General features: G+C 63.1%; 14 protein-coding genes and 1 pseudogene. 12 read left to right on the top strand and 3 right to left on the bottom strand.

The window, feature by feature from the left end; all coding sequences use genetic code 11:
• Positions 1-93 precede the first annotated feature (93 nt).
• From H1204_RS33980 to H1204_RS33950, 7 genes are all read left to right on the top strand, one after another.
• Positions 94-498, top strand: a complete 405-nt coding sequence (locus H1204_RS33980; RefSeq protein WP_180734879.1) for a response regulator — start codon at positions 94-96, stop codon at positions 496-498.
• A 308-nt stretch (positions 499-806) separates the two neighbouring features.
• On the top strand, positions 807-1,967 hold the full coding sequence (locus tag H1204_RS33975; RefSeq protein WP_180734878.1) for a porin: 1,161 nt from the start codon (positions 807-809) through the stop codon (positions 1,965-1,967).
• Between the two features lie 146 nt (positions 1,968-2,113).
• A complete protein-coding gene (locus H1204_RS33970; RefSeq protein ID WP_243468951.1) occupies positions 2,114-2,488 on the top strand; it encodes a DinB family protein in 375 nt (124 codons plus the stop codon).
• 143 nt (positions 2,489-2,631) lie between these two features.
• Entirely contained in the window at positions 2,632-3,513 is an 882-nt protein-coding gene (locus tag H1204_RS33965) for an RNA polymerase sigma-70 factor (protein ID WP_180734877.1), read from the top strand.
• 197 nt (positions 3,514-3,710) lie between these two features.
• Positions 3,711-4,190, top strand: coding sequence for a carboxymuconolactone decarboxylase family protein (locus H1204_RS33960; protein WP_180734876.1), 480 nt, complete (start codon positions 3,711-3,713; stop codon positions 4,188-4,190).
• 61 nt (positions 4,191-4,251) lie between these two features.
• Positions 4,252-4,659, top strand: a complete 408-nt coding sequence (locus H1204_RS33955) for a cupin domain-containing protein (RefSeq protein ID WP_180734875.1) — start codon at positions 4,252-4,254, stop codon at positions 4,657-4,659.
• A 110-nt stretch (positions 4,660-4,769) separates the two neighbouring features.
• Positions 4,770-5,771 carry a LysR family transcriptional regulator gene (locus H1204_RS33950; RefSeq protein WP_180734874.1) on the top strand — a complete coding sequence of 334 codons (1,002 nt, stop codon included), beginning with the start codon at positions 4,770-4,772 and terminating at the stop codon, positions 5,769-5,771.
• Between the two features lie 60 nt (positions 5,772-5,831).
• On the opposite strand, the pseudogene H1204_RS33940 reads toward H1204_RS33950, so the two are convergent.
• A pseudogene (locus H1204_RS33940) lies at positions 5,832-6,502 on the bottom strand (alpha/beta hydrolase); the annotation flags it as partial.
• 182 nt (positions 6,503-6,684) lie between these two features.
• Between H1204_RS33940 and H1204_RS33935 the strand changes: the two are divergent.
• Positions 6,685-8,412, top strand: a complete 1,728-nt coding sequence (locus tag H1204_RS33935) for a pyrrolo-quinoline quinone (RefSeq protein WP_180734871.1) — start codon at positions 6,685-6,687, stop codon at positions 8,410-8,412.
• A 21-nt stretch (positions 8,413-8,433) separates the two neighbouring features.
• Here H1204_RS33935 and H1204_RS33930 read toward each other — a convergent pair whose 3' ends face one another.
• The gene (locus tag H1204_RS33930; RefSeq protein WP_180734870.1) at positions 8,434-10,173 is read right to left on the bottom strand and encodes an FAD-dependent oxidoreductase; all 1,740 of its coding nucleotides are present in this window, start codon (positions 10,171-10,173) and stop codon (positions 8,434-8,436) included.
• Between the two features lie 300 nt (positions 10,174-10,473).
• Here H1204_RS33930 and H1204_RS33925 point away from each other — a divergent pair, with 300 nt between their 5' ends.
• Both H1204_RS33925 and H1204_RS33920 read left to right on the top strand, forming a co-directional pair.
• Positions 10,474-10,923 (top strand): Ohr family peroxiredoxin, encoded by a 450-nt coding sequence (locus tag H1204_RS33925; protein WP_180734869.1) that lies wholly within the window; start codon positions 10,474-10,476, stop codon positions 10,921-10,923.
• A 115-nt stretch (positions 10,924-11,038) separates the two neighbouring features.
• Entirely contained in the window at positions 11,039-11,764 is a 726-nt protein-coding gene (locus H1204_RS33920) for a hypothetical protein (protein WP_180734868.1), read from the top strand.
• A gap of 8 nt (positions 11,765-11,772) precedes the next feature.
• Here H1204_RS33920 and H1204_RS33915 read toward each other — a convergent pair whose 3' ends face one another.
• A complete protein-coding gene (locus H1204_RS33915; protein WP_042312828.1) occupies positions 11,773-12,618 on the bottom strand; it encodes an IclR family transcriptional regulator in 846 nt (281 codons plus the stop codon).
• Positions 12,619-12,919: 301 nt separating this feature from the next.
• Between H1204_RS33915 and H1204_RS33910 the strand changes: the two genes are divergently transcribed.
• Both H1204_RS33910 and H1204_RS33905 read left to right on the top strand, forming a co-directional pair.
• On the top strand, positions 12,920-14,011 hold the full coding sequence (locus tag H1204_RS33910) for an ABC transporter ATP-binding protein (RefSeq protein ID WP_180734867.1): 1,092 nt from the start codon (positions 12,920-12,922) through the stop codon (positions 14,009-14,011).
• Positions 14,004-14,909, top strand: coding sequence for an ABC transporter permease (locus H1204_RS33905; protein WP_180734866.1), 906 nt, complete (start codon positions 14,004-14,006; stop codon positions 14,907-14,909). Before H1204_RS33910 ends, H1204_RS33905 begins: the two co-directional genes overlap by 8 nt.
• The last annotated feature ends 16 nt before the right edge of the window (positions 14,910-14,925 follow it).

Raw genomic sequence — 14,925 nt, 5'->3', positions numbered from 1 at the left:
GGTTTCCTTCGACAGCAATGTATCCAGGCGCGCTTGAACGTCACGAAGCGGACGCGAGCGCAGTGCATCTAATGGTCATGAGCGAGGCCAGATATGCCGACAGTGCTGCTTGTAGATGATGACGTTGAAACGCTGGACGCGTGGCAGGGCGTGTGCGAAGCGCATGGCTATGCGACCTGTCTCGCCGAAGATGGGCGCGCCGCGCTGGATATGCTGCGCGAGCGCGATGTGGATGTCGTCGTCGCGGACTGGCGGATGCCCGTGATGTCAGGCAGCGTGCTGTGCCATCACGTGCGCAACGAGCAGAACCTGGCGGCGATCGTGTTCATTCTCGTATCGGGCGAGCCGAGCCCGCCCGCGTTCGTCTATTACGACGGCTTTTTGCGCAAGCCGCTGGCCCCTACGGATCTGCTGTCCGCAATGGACCGGCTGTTGCTCGAACGCGCCGCCGATGGTCGCCGCAGGCGAAACATTTCTTCCGCGCCGAAGAACGGATAGCCAGTCCGTGCTAATCACGTGCAATGCGTGGTTAGCTTGCAATACGCTTTTCGCTTTTGAGCACGCGTCTGTGCTCTTCTTGTCAGCCATTCACAAAAGCACTTTCATCTGTCTGAAAGCAGTCCGCCATCGGCATGCGTTGCTTTTGCGTTGCGCGACTGTGCCCTTCAGCGCCGGATGTTTTTGACACTCCTATGATGAAGACGCTGCCGAGTCTGGCGCGTGCGAGGTTGCCAAACCATCGTCCGTTCTTTTATGATCGCGCGCCCAAAAAACTCTTCACAGCTACATCACGGAGCCAAACCAACATGAAGAAATCTTTACTCGCCCTCGCAACACTCGGAGTTTTTACCGCTTCCGCGCATGCGCAAAGCAGCGTGACGCTCTATGGTCTTATCGACACTGGTCTGGTGTACACCAATAACCAGCAGGGTCACAGCAACTGGCAGATGGTGAGCAGCTCGACGCAGAATACGGTCTTTGGGCTCAAGGGTTCGGAAGATCTCGGTGGCGGCTTGCATGCCGTGTTCAAGCTCGAACAGGGTTTCTTGCTGAACAACGGCGCGCAGGCATTTTCGGGCAGTGCCTTCGGGTCGCAGGCGTGGGTCGGCCTGCAAAGCGATCCGTACGGCACGGTGACGTTCGGCCGGCAGTTCGACGTGATGAATGACCTCGTCGGGCCGCTGACAGCCGAGTTCAACACGTGGGGCGGCAGCATGGCCGCGCATCCGTTCGAGAACGACAACCTGGCTGCGAATTCCGTGGTGATCAACAACTCGGTCAAGTACACCAGCCCGACGTGGAGCGGCGTCACGCTCGAAACGATGTATAGCTTCAGCAACAAGGCAGGCGACTTCGCGAACAATCGCTCGTATGGCTTCGGCGTGTCGTATGCGATGGGCCCCGTCAATCTCGCCGCCGGATACCTGCAGTTCAACAACGCGGGCAACGGCAGCGGCGCGGCCACGTCGTCGGATACGACCGCGAACTTCATCGCGGAACGGCAGCGCATCTGGTCGGTCGGCGGCAACTACACGTTTGGCCCGGCGACAGTCGGCCTCGTGTGGAGTCATTCGCAGATCGACAACGCGGCGGGTGTGTTCTCGTTCGGCACGGGCACCTATCTCGGTGCGAACGATTCGTCGGCGGGAACGCTGGCCGGTTCGTTACGACTCGATAACTACGAGGTGAACGCGAAATACGCGCTGACGCCGGCCTTGAGCGTATCGGGCGCATACACATACACGCATGGCGCGTACAACGGCTCGTCGCCGGGATGGAATACGGCGATGCTGCAATCCGACTATGCGCTCAGCAAGCGCACCGACTTCTACCTTGAAGGCGTCTATCAGAGCGTGCATGGCGCACCGACGGGTTCGGTGCTTTCGCACGCGATGATCAACACGCTGTCGCCGTCGTCGACGGATACGCAGGTTGCCGTGACGGTTGGCCTGCGTCACGCGTTCTGATACGTGTGACGTAGTGAACGGGCGTCAGAACAGATGCCGCAAGCCAACGCGCACGGCAAGCTGCGAATTGGCGCCCGTTCGATCGCGGGCTCTGCGATGTCGTGAGCCGCGACTTCGATAAGTTGAGCAAAGAAGATGCTTTGCTCATGCTTCGCGTCCTCGATCACATCCATGTAGTCGACCGGATTTTTCAGCATCATCTGCAGGGTGTGCCGCACGCGTTTCAGGCGCCGCGATCGGCAAACGTGCCGGAACTCGCCGCGCTTGTAGACGGCATCTGGGAAACCGACGACTGGTACGCGTCATACGTGAACGCGATGACGGAGCACGACTTCGAGCAGCCCGTGGATTTCGTCTTCACCAGCGGAAAGCCCGCGCGCATGCGGCGAGGCGAGATCGTTCTTCATGTCTGCCTGCATGGCACTTATCATCGCGGCAACCCGGGCGCGCTGCTTCAACTGCGGGGCCTCACGCCGAGCCGCGATGCGATCACGGACTTCCTCGAAGACGCGGCGGCTTGAGCCGTCTGTCCAAATCTTCATATCAACCGTGCCCCATCTGCCATCCTCATGGCGCATCCATGGCAAACTTCGGCTTTGTCATCTCCGCTCTGTCATGTCTCGCCCCATTTCATTCGATGAGAAGGGGAGAGGCCACGCACCTTATGGACGCCGACGCCCACGCCTTCAACCAGCTTCGCCCGCGCCTGCAGAAAATCGCCTACCGGATGCTCAGTTCCGTCGCCGAAGCCGAGGACATCGTGCAGGACGTCTGGCTGCGCTGGCATGCAGCCGACCACGCGAGCATCGAGAACGCCGAAGCGTGGCTCGTCTCCGTCACGACGCGCATGTCCATCGACCGTCTGCGCGCCGCGAAAATCCAGCGCGAGCACTACACGGGCATCTGGCTGCCCGAACCCGAGATCAGCGACTCGCCCGCGACACCGGAGGAGATGACCGAGCGTGCCGACGACGTATCCGTCGCGTTCCTGATGCTGCTCGAACGGCTCACGCCCGAAGCACGCGCCGCGTTCCTGCTGCGCGAAGTCTTCGACGCGGACTATGACGAGGTTGCCGATGCGATCGGCAAGACGGAGTCCGCATGCCGTCAGCTGGTGAGCCGCGCGAAGGCGCAACTGCGTGACGAGCGCCCGCGCTATGCCGTGCCGCGCGAGAAGCATCGACAGTTGATGCAGAGCTTCGCGCAGGCGCTCGCGAGCGCGGACTTCCACGCCATCAACGCATTCCTCGCCGAAGACGCCACCCTGGTCGGCGACGGCGGCGGCAAGGTGACGAGCTTTCCGAAGCCGATGGTGGGCGGCCGGCGCATCGCCCAGCTTTTCTACGCGACATTGCGGCGTTTTCCGGACGGGGTTCATGTCAAGCTCGTGACGCTCAACGGTCAGAGCGCGCTGTTGCGCTATATCGAAGGCAAGCTCGAATCGGCGATGTCTTTCGAAACGGACGGCGAGCGCATCGTCAGCATTCACGTCCAACGCAATCCCGACAAGCTGGCGCGCATCGCCGCAGCATACGGCGAACCCTGAGCGCGCTGCGCGCGGCTGCGATGACTTCGCCCGCCAGCGCCTGATGGCGGGATTGGTGCCGGTTGGGCAACACCGTGAGCCCGTCCGCGGGTCTACCGCGGCGCGCGTCGCGAACCTACCATGACGACGTGCGGTTCACCACCGCGAACGGCATCCGTGCCGCACGGATGCATCCGTCATCGTCGCCAGGAGAAGTCATGACTCAACGTATCAATTACTTTCACGAATCGCCCGAGCTATCGAAGAAGTTCATCGAGTTCAGCAACCTGCTGAAGGACTGCGCGATCGAAGAACCGATCCGCGATCTCGTCAACATTCGCGCATCGCAGATCAACGGTTGCGGCTTTTGCCTCGACATGCACGTGAAAGAAGCGACCATTCACGGCGAGCGCGCGCTGCGCCTCCATCATGTGGCGACCTGGCGCGAGTCGACGCTGTTCTCGCCGCGCGAACGTGCCGCGCTCGCATGGACGGAAGTGCTGACCACATTGCCCGAACACGGCGTGCCTGACGACATCTACGAGCGCGTGCGCGGCCAGTTCTCGGAAAAGGAACTGTCGGACCTGACATTCGAAGTCATGGCCATCAACGCCTGGAACCGCGCAAACGTGGCGTTCAAGTTCGTGCCGGGATCGTGGGACAAGGCGTTCGGCCTCGACAAGGCGAACCTCGCCTGAGCCGGCGGGCCGTCTTGTTCAACTCGGCCTGTGCGGGCCGCGTCCATGTGAGGAGCGCATCATGTTTCGCTCGAAGAGAGTTATCGGAGCCCTGCTCGTCATGGCGAGCGCATTGACGAACCAGGCCCGCGCCGAGCCGCCCGCGGCCATCGTGACACCCGTCATGACCAAGCCGCTCGACGACTATCCCGGCAAGGAAGCGTTGATGATCCTCGTCGAATATCCGCCTGGCGCTGCGGACCCGGTGCATCGGCATAACGCACATGGGTTCATCTACGTGCTGGAAGGATCGATCGTGATGCAGGTCAGAGGCGGCAAGGAAGTCACGCTGACGCCGGGCCAGTCCTTCTATGAAGGCCCGAACGATGTCCACACGGTGGGGCACAACGCGAGCCAGACGAAGCCCGCGAAGTTCCTCGTGCTGCTGCTGAAGGACAAGGGCGCGCCCGTGCTGGTGCCGGAGAAGTAACGCGCGGCAGCCGCCTCACGCATTGCCGCAAAAGAAAATTCGCGGACGACGTCACAAACGGAAGCGCTGAAACGTCTAGTCGGATAAGGACCTCCACTCTTCGCGCTTCCATGTCAGACTACGCACCGCGCCGCTCCGTTACGGGCGCCGACGATCCGATTGCTAGCACGTTTGCAACAAGTTTCGCCGGCGTCGTTTCCTTTCTTGCCGTTGCCAACGAAGGCAGTTTCGCCAGAGCGGGCGATCGCCTCGGCATCGGCCGCTCGTCCGTCAGCCGGAACGTGCAGAAGCTGGAGGCGCAGCTGGATACGCGCCTCTTTCTGCGCACCACCCGCAGCACGTCGCTGACGCGCGAAGGCGAACTTTTCTTCGAGAACTGTCAGGCGGGCGTCGAACGCATCGTTCAGGCGCTCGAAGAGATGCGCGAGTTGCGCAGCGGGCCACCACGAGGGCGGCTGCGCATCTATGCGACACCGGGCTTCGGGCGCAGGATCGTCGCGCCGTTGTTGCGCGGTTTTCACGCGCAGTACCCGGATATCTCGCTGGAACTGCTGCTCAATGATCGTCCCGCCGACTTCACGGCCGATCGCATCGACGTGTCATTTCGCGACGGACGCATGGAAGACAGCGAGATCGTCGCGCGTCAACTGATACCTATGCAGATGATCGTCTGCGCGTCGCCCGCATATGCGGCCGCTCACGGCTTGCCGCGCCATATCGACGAACTGGCTGACCATCGCTGCATCAACCTGCGTACGGCATCGGGGCGCGTGAGGGAATGGGAGTTCAAGGTCGACGGCCTGCCAATGCGCCGCCAGTTGCATGCGCCGCATACGTTCAACGACCCGGATCTGATTCTCCAGGCCGTGCTGGATGGACAAGGCATCGCGCAATTGCCCGGTTATCAGGTGTGCGATCTGCTCGGTGACGGGCGTCTCGTCACCTGCCTCACCCAGTACGCACCCGACGACAGCGGTCACTACATCTGCTATCTGAGCCGCAAGCATCTTCCTGCGCGCATCCGCGTGTTCGTCGATTACATGACCGAGCACACGCGAGCCCTCGACCTGCATTGCCTGACCACGATGGATGTGATGTCAACGGTCGACTGAACGCGGCGACGTGTCGATGGGTGTCCGCGTCTCGACATACTGGAAAACACCGCGCGACACGGGACGTTCATCGTCGAAGTACAGATAGCTCGACGGATTCGCGACGACATACCGCACGCGGATTCCGCCGCGCGCCAGCGCTTCCTCGGCGCGTCCGGCCACGGCATAACGCTGCACCATCTGCGCACCCGCCGAATGGCCAATGACCGTCACAGAAGATAGCGCGGGATAGCGCTGCCGGTCGTCGAAGTGTTCGAGCAGCGCATCGAGCGCCGCGAAGGAACTCACCGGCGCGCGGGCGCGCCTTCTTTCCATCCGGCTTCGGAACACACGAGCGTGCTTGCAGGCATCTGGAACGCGCGCAGATCGCGCGTCGTCAGAAACTGCGGCGCGACGATCATGCTCCGTGTTGCATCCGCACCGTCTGCGGCGAGTACTTGCTGCCCGGTGGCAAAGTACTTGTCGGCGTTGCGCAGCGTGCCGTGAACGATGATGAATACGCGTGTGACGTCGGGTTCTGCGGCGTCGATGTTGCGATCGGCGTAGAGTGGCAAAGTGCCGTCGCCGTCGGGCGTCACGACACGCATGGCCTGATCGGCGACTTGCGCGACGGGCGCATTCTGTCGCGACGATGCGGTGTTCGCGGCGGCCTGCGCGCAGTTTGCCGCCGTCAATGCCAAAGCGAGCCATGCCGCGGCGAGCAACGAGCGGCGCGCCGGTTCTGGAAACATACTGAATGCCTCGTGACGTACGTGCGTATTTAACGCGCGACGCGGCGCATTCCATCGCATGAACCGGGCGCGTCGCGGTACGCGAATTGCTCGGTGGTGATGCCGGAAATCCGCCGACATGCGACTTTCGCCACTGCAAGGCCGACAATCTATGCGGTCGCTCGACCGCCTGGGAGACGTCCATGAACCGCTGGCACCGTTCGTTCTCCAATCTGGGCCGCGTGCGGCATATCGCGATCCTGAGCCTCGTCACGGCGATCTGCATCTCGTGCAGCGGGGGCGGCTCTTCGAACAACGCGAGCACGAACGGCGGGAGCGGCGGTTCGGGCTCGGGCAGTCCGAGCGGTTCGGGCAGTTCGGGCGGTTCGGGTGGCTCAGGCACTTCGGGCGGCACGGCGATGGCAGCGACCGACGTGCTGACCTACCACAACGACCTGGCCCGCACAGGGCAATATCTCGCCGAAACCACGCTTACGCCGGCAAACGTCAACGCAACGAGCTTCGGCAAGGTGGGCTTTTTGTCCGTCGACGGCAAAGTCGACGCGCAACCGCTGTATGCCAGCAATGTGCCGGTGAACGGTGCAGCGCACAACGTCGTGTACGTCGTGACCGAGCATGCGAGCGTGTACGCGTTCGATGCCGACAGCAACGCCCAGCTATGGCAGCGGTCGCTGCTCGGCGCGGGCGAAACGACCAGCGATCCCCGCAACTGCACGCAGATTTCCCCAGAGATCGGCATTACGGCGACGCCCGTCATCGATCGTGGACGCGGGACGAACGGCGTGATGTATGCGGTGGCGATGAGCAAGGACGGTGGCGGAACGATTCACCAGCGCCTGCATGCGATCGATCTCGCCACGGGCGCCGAGGTGTTCGGCGGCCCTAGGGAAATAGCCGGCAGCTATCCGGGCAGCGGCGCGAACAGCAGCAACGGCGTGACCGTCTTCGATCCACAGCAATACGCGGAGCGGCAGGCGCTGACGCTGGTCAACGGCAACGTCTATCTGGCGTGGACCTCGCACTGCGACCAGGGCGTCTACGCCGGCTGGGTGATGGCCTACAACGCCGATACGCTCGCGCAGACGGGCGCGCTGAACCTGACGCCGAACGGCAGCGGCGGCGCGGTCTGGATGGGCGGCGGCGGGATGGCGTCGGACGGGACGTCGCTCTATCTGCTCGATGCAAACGGCACGTTCGACACCACGTTGAACGCGCAAGGTTTTCCATCGAATGGTAATTTCGGCAATGCGTTCGTCAAACTCGGGGCCGCGCCGAATCTCAGCGTCGCGGATTATTTCGCCACCTTCGATACCGTGTCGCAATCCGCGCGCGACGCCGACCTCGGTTCGGGCGGCACGATCCTGTTGCCCGATCTCGTCGATGCGAGCGGCGTCACGCGGCATCTCGCGCTCGGCTCGGGAAAGGACTCGAAGATTTACGTCGTCGATCGCGACAACCTGGGCAAATTCAGCAGCTCCAGCAACGCGATCTGGCAGGAGATCGACGGTCAACTGATAGGCGGCGTGTTCACGACGGCGGCGTTCTACGGCAACGTCGTGTACTACGGCGCGGTCGGCGACAACCTCAAGGCGTTCCCGGTCAGCGGCGCGCGTCTCGCCACCACGCCTGCATCGCAAAGCGCGTTCCAGTTCCCGTATCCCGGCACGACGCCGAGCATCTCGGCGAACGGCGCGCAGAACGCGATCGTGTGGGCGGCGGAGAATGGATCGGTGGCGGCGCTGCATGCGTTCAATGCCGCGAATCTCGCGCAGGAGCTGTACAACAGCAATCAGTCGGGTTCACGCGACACGTTCGGCGCGGGCAACAAGTACATCACGCCGATGGTCGCGCACGGACGCGTGTACGTCGGCACGACCAATGGCGTCGCGGTGTTCGGATTGTTGAAGTAGCGCGCCTGGATGGCGCGCCCGCTAGCACGCGGCCCGCGCCTCGGCCAGCATACGATGGATCTGCGCGACCACGGCCGCGCCTTCGCCCACTGCGGACGCGACACGCTTGGTCGACCCCGAGCGCACGTCGCCGATCGCGAAGACGCCGGGCACGCTGGTCTGCAACGACATCGATTGCAGCCCGGCGCCGGGAATGTCGGGCCCCGTCAAAACGAAGTCTTTGTCGTCGAGCGACACGCCACATGTCTTGAGCCAGCCGGTGTTCGGCTCCGCGCCGATAAAGACGAACAGATGATGCGTCGTCATGCTGCCCTCGATGCCGCCCGCGCCCCGATAGTGCACGCGTTCGAGCCGCGCATCGCCTTGCAGCGCGGTCAGTTCGATGCGTGTGTGCAGCGTCACGTTCGGCAGCGCCAGAATGCGTTCGGTCAGATAGTGCGACATGCTGTGTTCGAGGCTCGCCCCGCGTATGAACATATGAACATGCTCGGCATGCGACGCGAGAAACACGACTGCCTGTCCCGCCGAATTGCCGCCGCCGATCAGCAACACGGGCTCCTTGCGGCACAGACGCGCCTCGATCGGCGTGGCCCAGTAGTAGACGCCGGAACCTTCGAAGCGCTCCAGCCCCTCGACATCCGGGCGCCGATACTCCGCGCCGCTCGCGATCACGACGGTGCGCGCGGTGATGCGCCGGGCGTCGGTGAGTTCGACGACGGGCGGCTGCTTGTCGCAATACAGGGCCCGGACCTCGCACGGAATGCCGATGTGCGCGCCGAACTTCTGCGCCTGCACGAACGCGCGGCCCGCAAGCGCCTGGCCGGTGATGCCTGTCGGAAAGCCCAGATAGTTTTCGATGCGCGAACTGGTGCCCGCCTGGCCGCCGGGTGCGCGGCAATCGAGCGCGGCCACCGACAACCCTTCCGAAGCCGCATACACGGCCGCCGCCAGTCCCGCTGGCCCCGCGCCGACAATGGCGACGTCATACACATGTGCCGGATCGAATTCGGGAATCAGCCCGAGACACGACGCGAGCTGTCCTTCGTCGGGATTGCGCAGCACCGTGCCGTTCGGGCAGAGGACGAGCGGAAAGTCGTCGGGTTGCGGCGTCAGCCGTTCGAGCAGCGCGATCGCTTCGGCGTCCTTGTCGGCGTCGAGCGTCATGTTGGGGAACGCGTTGCGGCGCAGGAAGTTCTGCAGCGTGGCGAGCCGCCCGCTGTTGGACGGCCCGACCAGCACGACGCCGTGTCCGCGCTCGATCACCAGAACGCGCCGCAGGATCAGCGCGCGCATGATCTTCTCGCCGAGGTCGGCTTCGCTGATCATCATCGCGCTCAGTTCGTCGGGTCGCAGCAGGATTGCTTCGACATCTTCGACCACGTGCGCGTCGACGACGGCGGGCTTGCTGGAGAGCTGCGTGACATCCGACGTGAACTCGCCGCGTTGCGTGTAGGTGTGAATAATCCGCTCATGGCCGAGACCGTCGCGCCCGACTATCCGCACCTTGCCCGAGAGCAGCACGAATACGCCCGGACAAAGGCTGCCCGCGCGATAGAGCAGGGCGCCCGTCGTGTAGCGTGAGCGCGTGCCGAAGCGCCGTATCCGCTCGATTTCCGCGTCCGAGAGGACGGGAAACATCTGCTGGTGCCGTGGATGATCGCGCACGCCAGGGTCTTCGAGGAGATCGCCGTCGAAGAGGTTAGCGTCCGTGGATGGCTCACGGGCGGGCGCTGCGTCTGACGGCGTTGACTCGTTGCTCATCGCGGACTTCCTCCGGCGCATGACGGGGTGGCGCGTGGGCGTTGCGCAAGTGTTGGCCGCCCGTAAGCCAAGCATACTTCCATCGTTCGATTTTTGCGTGCGATGGGCCGGCTTTGCGGTTCCGCATCCGCGTGTTTCATTTGACCCTGTTGCATCGTTTCGCCGGGTACTATCAAAAGTGTGCGAGCTATTAAATCGTATGCGATTGACATTGTGGCTCGCTTCGATCAATATGCATCGCATGCGATTGAATCGCATGGTGCATATAAACCGATATCCACTTTCGACCAAGGAATCACGATGACCAAAATTGAAAAAGTCCTGTTCACGGGCAAGACGCACACGACGGCAAGCAAGCACGCTGCCGCTTCGCGCGGCCTCGAAGAACGGCTCGACCTCAGGCTGTCGGCGCCCGGCAACGATGCGCATCCGCAGCATGTGTTCGAAGCCGCCGATCCGCATCCGACGGCAGAGCAACTGTTCGCGGGCGCGTGGTCGGCCTGTCTGATCACCGCGATCGGGTTGGCGGCCAAGGCGAAGAAGGTCGCGCTGCCGCCCGACCTCGCACTCGATATCGAGATCGATCTCGGCATGACGGGCAACGCGTATTTTCTCGGCGCGCGGATCGACGTGAGCATGCCGGGCGTGGCGCGCGACGTCGCCGAGGCAGTCGTGCACGCCGCGGACGAAATGTGTCCTTACTCGAAGGCCACGCGCGGCAATATCGACGTCGCGATCAATGTGATCTGAGTACGGCGTCTGGCTGCGCATGCGTCTGCGCGTATAACGAGCCCGTAACGAACGTCTTGCCGGAAAGGGCGCGCTAGAATAAAAATCTGCGCCCTTTCCTCGACGGCAGACGGCCATGAACCTGTGCATCGCCCGCTTCGTTCGCCCAACGGTGTCTGCCCTATGTGCTGCGTCGCTCGCCACGCTTGCTGCGTGCGGCGGCAGCGTGTGTATCGGATTCGACGGTTGCGGGGGCGTAATCGCGACGCAGAACCTCGCGCTCGCGGGCACGGCGGCCACTGGCAAGGCGCTTGCGAGCGCGAACGTCAACGTGGCCTGCGCGCAAGGTTCGGGGGCCACGCTATCCGATGGCGGCGGCCGTTACAGCCTCGCATTCAACGCAACGCTGCCGTGCGTGATTACCGTGACTTCCGGCGGCACGACGCTGCATTCGCTCGCTTTCGCTGGCGGCACGTTCAACACGACGCCTGAAACCGAACTGATGCTTGTCTACCTCGCCGCGCAACTCGGCACGAGCGAGTCCAGTCTGATTGCGAATTTCGCCAGCAACGCGCAGTTTCAGCAAGCGCTTGCGAACCAGACTACCGTGCAGAACGCGCAATCGGCAGTGGTCACGAACCTGCAGCAGCACTATGCCGTCACGCTCACTGCGCCCGCGTTTTTGACGACGCCGTTCGCGGTCGGGCAGGCAGGCGTCGACAGCGATCTCGAAGTGCTTGCAAAAGCAGGCGCCATCGACGCCAACGGCATGCCCGATCCAGCCGCCATTTCGCTGATGTCTCAGGCGGGTGCTGCGAATCCGCTTGCGAAAGCGTCCGCGCCTTTATCGGGCGGTATGTAAGTCGCGCCTCATGCGATCGGTTCCGTCGTCATCGCGCGGGTGAGGCCGTGCATCGGACGGCGCATCGCGACGTCGAACGGATTCACCTGCGGGCCGATCAGATCGGCTTGCCGCTTGAGGAGTTCGACGACCATCGGCAGACGGTCCTCGCCCAGACGCGCCGACAGCGTGCCGACGCTCAACGCCGCCACCGCGCAGCCCGTGCGGTCGATGATCGGCACGGCCACGCCCGCCATGCCTTCCAGCACGCCGCTATTGCGCCCCGCGTAGCCGACTTGCCGGACGCGTTCGATTTCCGTGCGCAAATAGACTTCGTCGAGCACGCCATAGCTACGCAGGCGCGGCACGTTGAAGCGGATGATCTCTTCGCGCTCGGCTTCGGGCAGAAACGCGAGAATCGCGAGGCTGCCTTGGCCGACACCCAGCGCGACGCGGCCGCCAATATCGCCCGTAAACGAGCGGATCGGAAACGGGCCTTCGCACATGTCGAGACACACGGCGTCGAAGCTGCTTTTGACGAGCAGAAAAATCGTGTCGCCGAGACTCGCGCACAGTCGCAGCAAGGCAGGGCGGCACAGCTCGCGCATGCCGCTCGGATTGCCGGCCTGCGAGGCCAGCGCAAAAAAGTCGACGCTCAGCCGATACAGCTTCGTACTCTGATCCTGCTCGACGACCCCTTCGGCAATCAGCGCATGCAGGATGCGATGCACGGTGGCCTGCGTCAGCCCGACAGCTTTCGCGATCCGCGTCACGCGGCCACCTTCCGGTTGAATTTCTCCGAGCGCGCGGATCACCGCGAATGCCCGCTGCAACATGCCGGTGCCGGGAGCGTCGGCTTCTTTCGAAGAATTCATTGGCGATCTCGATTCGGATTCCATTGAACGGAATACTAGCCGATGTTCTTACCAGAAAACAAACTGTCGGCTTCAAACGCCACTCAAACGCGTAGGAGCATGTGATTCAGTATTTTCACTGACAACGCGCAGTGGAATAGAAGGCATATGCAATTGCTTAAATATTCCATTGAACGGAAGAAACATGATCTTTGTATCGTTCATTGGAATTTGACATTGACGCTCTGGAATTTGGCTAGCTAGAGTCGGCTCAACAGACACCAGTCGATTCAGCCGGTGCCGCGCACCGAAAGGCCAGACCATGTCGTTCCTCACATTGACTGACGTTTCGAAGACGTTCGGCGATCTGCATGCCGTGACGGGCATCAACCTCGCGGTGGAAAAGGGCGAATTCGTTTCGCTGCTCGGCCCGTCGGGCTGCGGCAAGACGACCACTCTGCAGATGATCGCGGGCTTCATCGAAACGACGCGCGGCCGCATCACGCTCGACGGCCGCGACATCACGCATATGAAGCCGAACCGGCGCGGCCTCGGCATCGTCTTTCAAAGCTACGCGCTGTTTCCGCATATGAGCGTCGCGCAGAACGTCAGTTTCGGGCTGGAAATGCGCGGCATCGACAAAACCGAGCGCGCCGACCGCGTGCGCGAAGCGTTGGCGCTGGTGCGGCTCGATGCGCTCGCGCATCGCTTTCCGCGCGAACTGTCGGGCGGTCAACGGCAGCGCGTCGCGATTGCGCGCGCGATCGTGATCGCGCCGCCCGTGCTGCTGCTCGACGAACCGATGTCGAACCTCGATGCGAAACTGCGCGAGGACATGCAGTTCGAACTGCGCTCGATTCAACGCAAGATCGGCACGACGACGATCATGGTCACGCACGATCAATCCGAAGCGCTGTCGATCAGCGACCGCGTGGTCGTGATGGAGGCGGGGCGCATCACGCAGATTGACACGCCGTATCGCGCGTACGAGCGGCCTGAGAATCTGTTCGTCTCGCAGTTCATCGGCAAGGCGAACATGCTGGCGGGCAAGGTCGTATCGCGCGACGGCGACGCGATCGGCATCGACCTCGGCCACGATCTCGCGGAGACGGGCAGCATGACGCAGCTCGCCGCGCAAGGTCAGGCAATCGACGTCGGGGACGCCGTCACGCTGTGTATTCGCCCGGAAAAGCTGCGCCTCTGCGCGCCCGACAAGGGGCGTCTCGCGGGCAACGTGACGAGCCGCTTCTTCCTCGGCAGCCAATGGCTTTACCGGCTCGACAGCCGCGTCGGCGAGATGCTCGTGTGCTGCCAGAACGAAGGCAACGAGCCGTTTTCGGAGGGCGCGAAAGTCGGCATCGACTGGCATAGCGATTCGCTGCGCCTGATCGGCCAGGAGCGCGCGCATGGATAGCACATTGCCCGCCACGCAAAGCGCGAACCGAAGCGCGGCGCGCGCGCCATGGCGCGCCTTCGTGCCGCTCTGGCTGATGAGCGCCCCCGCGTTGATTCTGTTCGCGACGCTAGTGCTCGTGCCGCTCGCGATGACGCTCGCGCTGACGTTCTATCGCTTCGATCCCGCAGTCGGCCCGATCGCGGCATTCGACTTTCACAACTACGTCGAAGTGCTCGGTTCATCGTATTTCCACACCATCTTTCTGCGCACCTTCGGCATCGCCTTGCTGACGACCGCGCTGTGCGTCGCGATCGGCACGCCCGAAGCGTATGTGCTGTCGCGCATGCGCGACCCGTGGCGCTCGCTGTTCCTGCTGGTGATTCTCGCGCCGCTGCTGGTGTCGGTGGTAGTGCGCGCATTTGGCTGGAGCATGTTGCTCAACACGAACGGCCTCGTGAATCAGGCGTTCGCGCTGTTCGGCCTGGGACCGTACAAGCTCGAATACACGACCTTCGCCATCGTCATCGCGCTCGTGCACGTGATGCTGCCGTTCATGGTGATTCCCGTGTGGACGGCGTTGCAACGGATCGATCCGCAGACGGAGAACGCGGCGTTGTCGCTGATGGCGTCGCCCGCGACGACGTTGCGCCGCATCGTGTTGCCGCAACTCGTGCCCGGCATTCTGTCCGGCAGCCTGATGGTGTTCGGCCTCTCGGCGAGCGCATTCGCGATTCCCGGCCTGCTCGGCGGGCGTCGTCTGAAGGTCGCGGCAACGGCCGTCTACGACCAGTTCCTGAGTTCGATGAACTGGCCGCTCGGCGCGACGATCGCGGTGCTGCTGCTGGTCGCGAACCTGGTGGTGATGCTCACCTACTACCGCGTGCTCGAGCGGCGCTACACGCGCAGCATGGGCTGACGCGAACCCGACAGGC

Source organism: Paraburkholderia sp. PGU19 (assembly GCF_013426915.1).
In the GTDB taxonomy this organism is placed as follows: Bacteria; Pseudomonadota; Gammaproteobacteria; order Burkholderiales; family Burkholderiaceae; genus Paraburkholderia.
Note: the sequence above shows the minus strand (reverse complement) of the source record. Positions and strands in the feature narration are given on the sequence as shown.

Bases quoted from the DNA above. Each gene is read 5' to 3' on its own strand.
- H1204_RS33915 (WP_042312828.1), bottom strand. From the start codon at position 12,618: ATGAATTCTTCGAAAGAAGCCGACGCTCCCGGCACCGGCATGTTGCAG.
- H1204_RS33975 (WP_180734878.1), top strand. From the start codon at position 807: ATGAAGAAATCTTTACTCGCCCTCGCAACACTCGGAGTTTTTACCGCT.
- H1204_RS33950 (WP_180734874.1), top strand. From the start codon at position 4,770: ATGTCAGACTACGCACCGCGCCGCTCCGTTACGGGCGCCGACGATCCG.
- H1204_RS33925 (WP_180734869.1), top strand. From the start codon at position 10,474: ATGACCAAAATTGAAAAAGTCCTGTTCACGGGCAAGACGCACACGACG.
- H1204_RS33920 (WP_180734868.1), top strand. From the start codon at position 11,039: ATGAACCTGTGCATCGCCCGCTTCGTTCGCCCAACGGTGTCTGCCCTA.
- H1204_RS33960 (WP_180734876.1), top strand. From the start codon at position 3,711: ATGACTCAACGTATCAATTACTTTCACGAATCGCCCGAGCTATCGAAG.
- H1204_RS33970 (WP_243468951.1), top strand. From the start codon at position 2,114: ATGCTTCGCGTCCTCGATCACATCCATGTAGTCGACCGGATTTTTCAG.
- H1204_RS33935 (WP_180734871.1), top strand. From the start codon at position 6,685: ATGAACCGCTGGCACCGTTCGTTCTCCAATCTGGGCCGCGTGCGGCAT.
- H1204_RS33965 (WP_180734877.1), top strand. From the start codon at position 2,632: ATGGACGCCGACGCCCACGCCTTCAACCAGCTTCGCCCGCGCCTGCAG.
- H1204_RS33980 (WP_180734879.1), top strand. From the start codon at position 94: ATGCCGACAGTGCTGCTTGTAGATGATGACGTTGAAACGCTGGACGCG.
- H1204_RS33905 (WP_180734866.1), top strand. From the start codon at position 14,004: ATGGATAGCACATTGCCCGCCACGCAAAGCGCGAACCGAAGCGCGGCG.
- H1204_RS33910 (WP_180734867.1), top strand. From the start codon at position 12,920: ATGTCGTTCCTCACATTGACTGACGTTTCGAAGACGTTCGGCGATCTG.
- H1204_RS33955 (WP_180734875.1), top strand. From the start codon at position 4,252: ATGTTTCGCTCGAAGAGAGTTATCGGAGCCCTGCTCGTCATGGCGAGC.
- H1204_RS33930 (WP_180734870.1), bottom strand. From the start codon at position 10,173: ATGAGCAACGAGTCAACGCCGTCAGACGCAGCGCCCGCCCGTGAGCCA.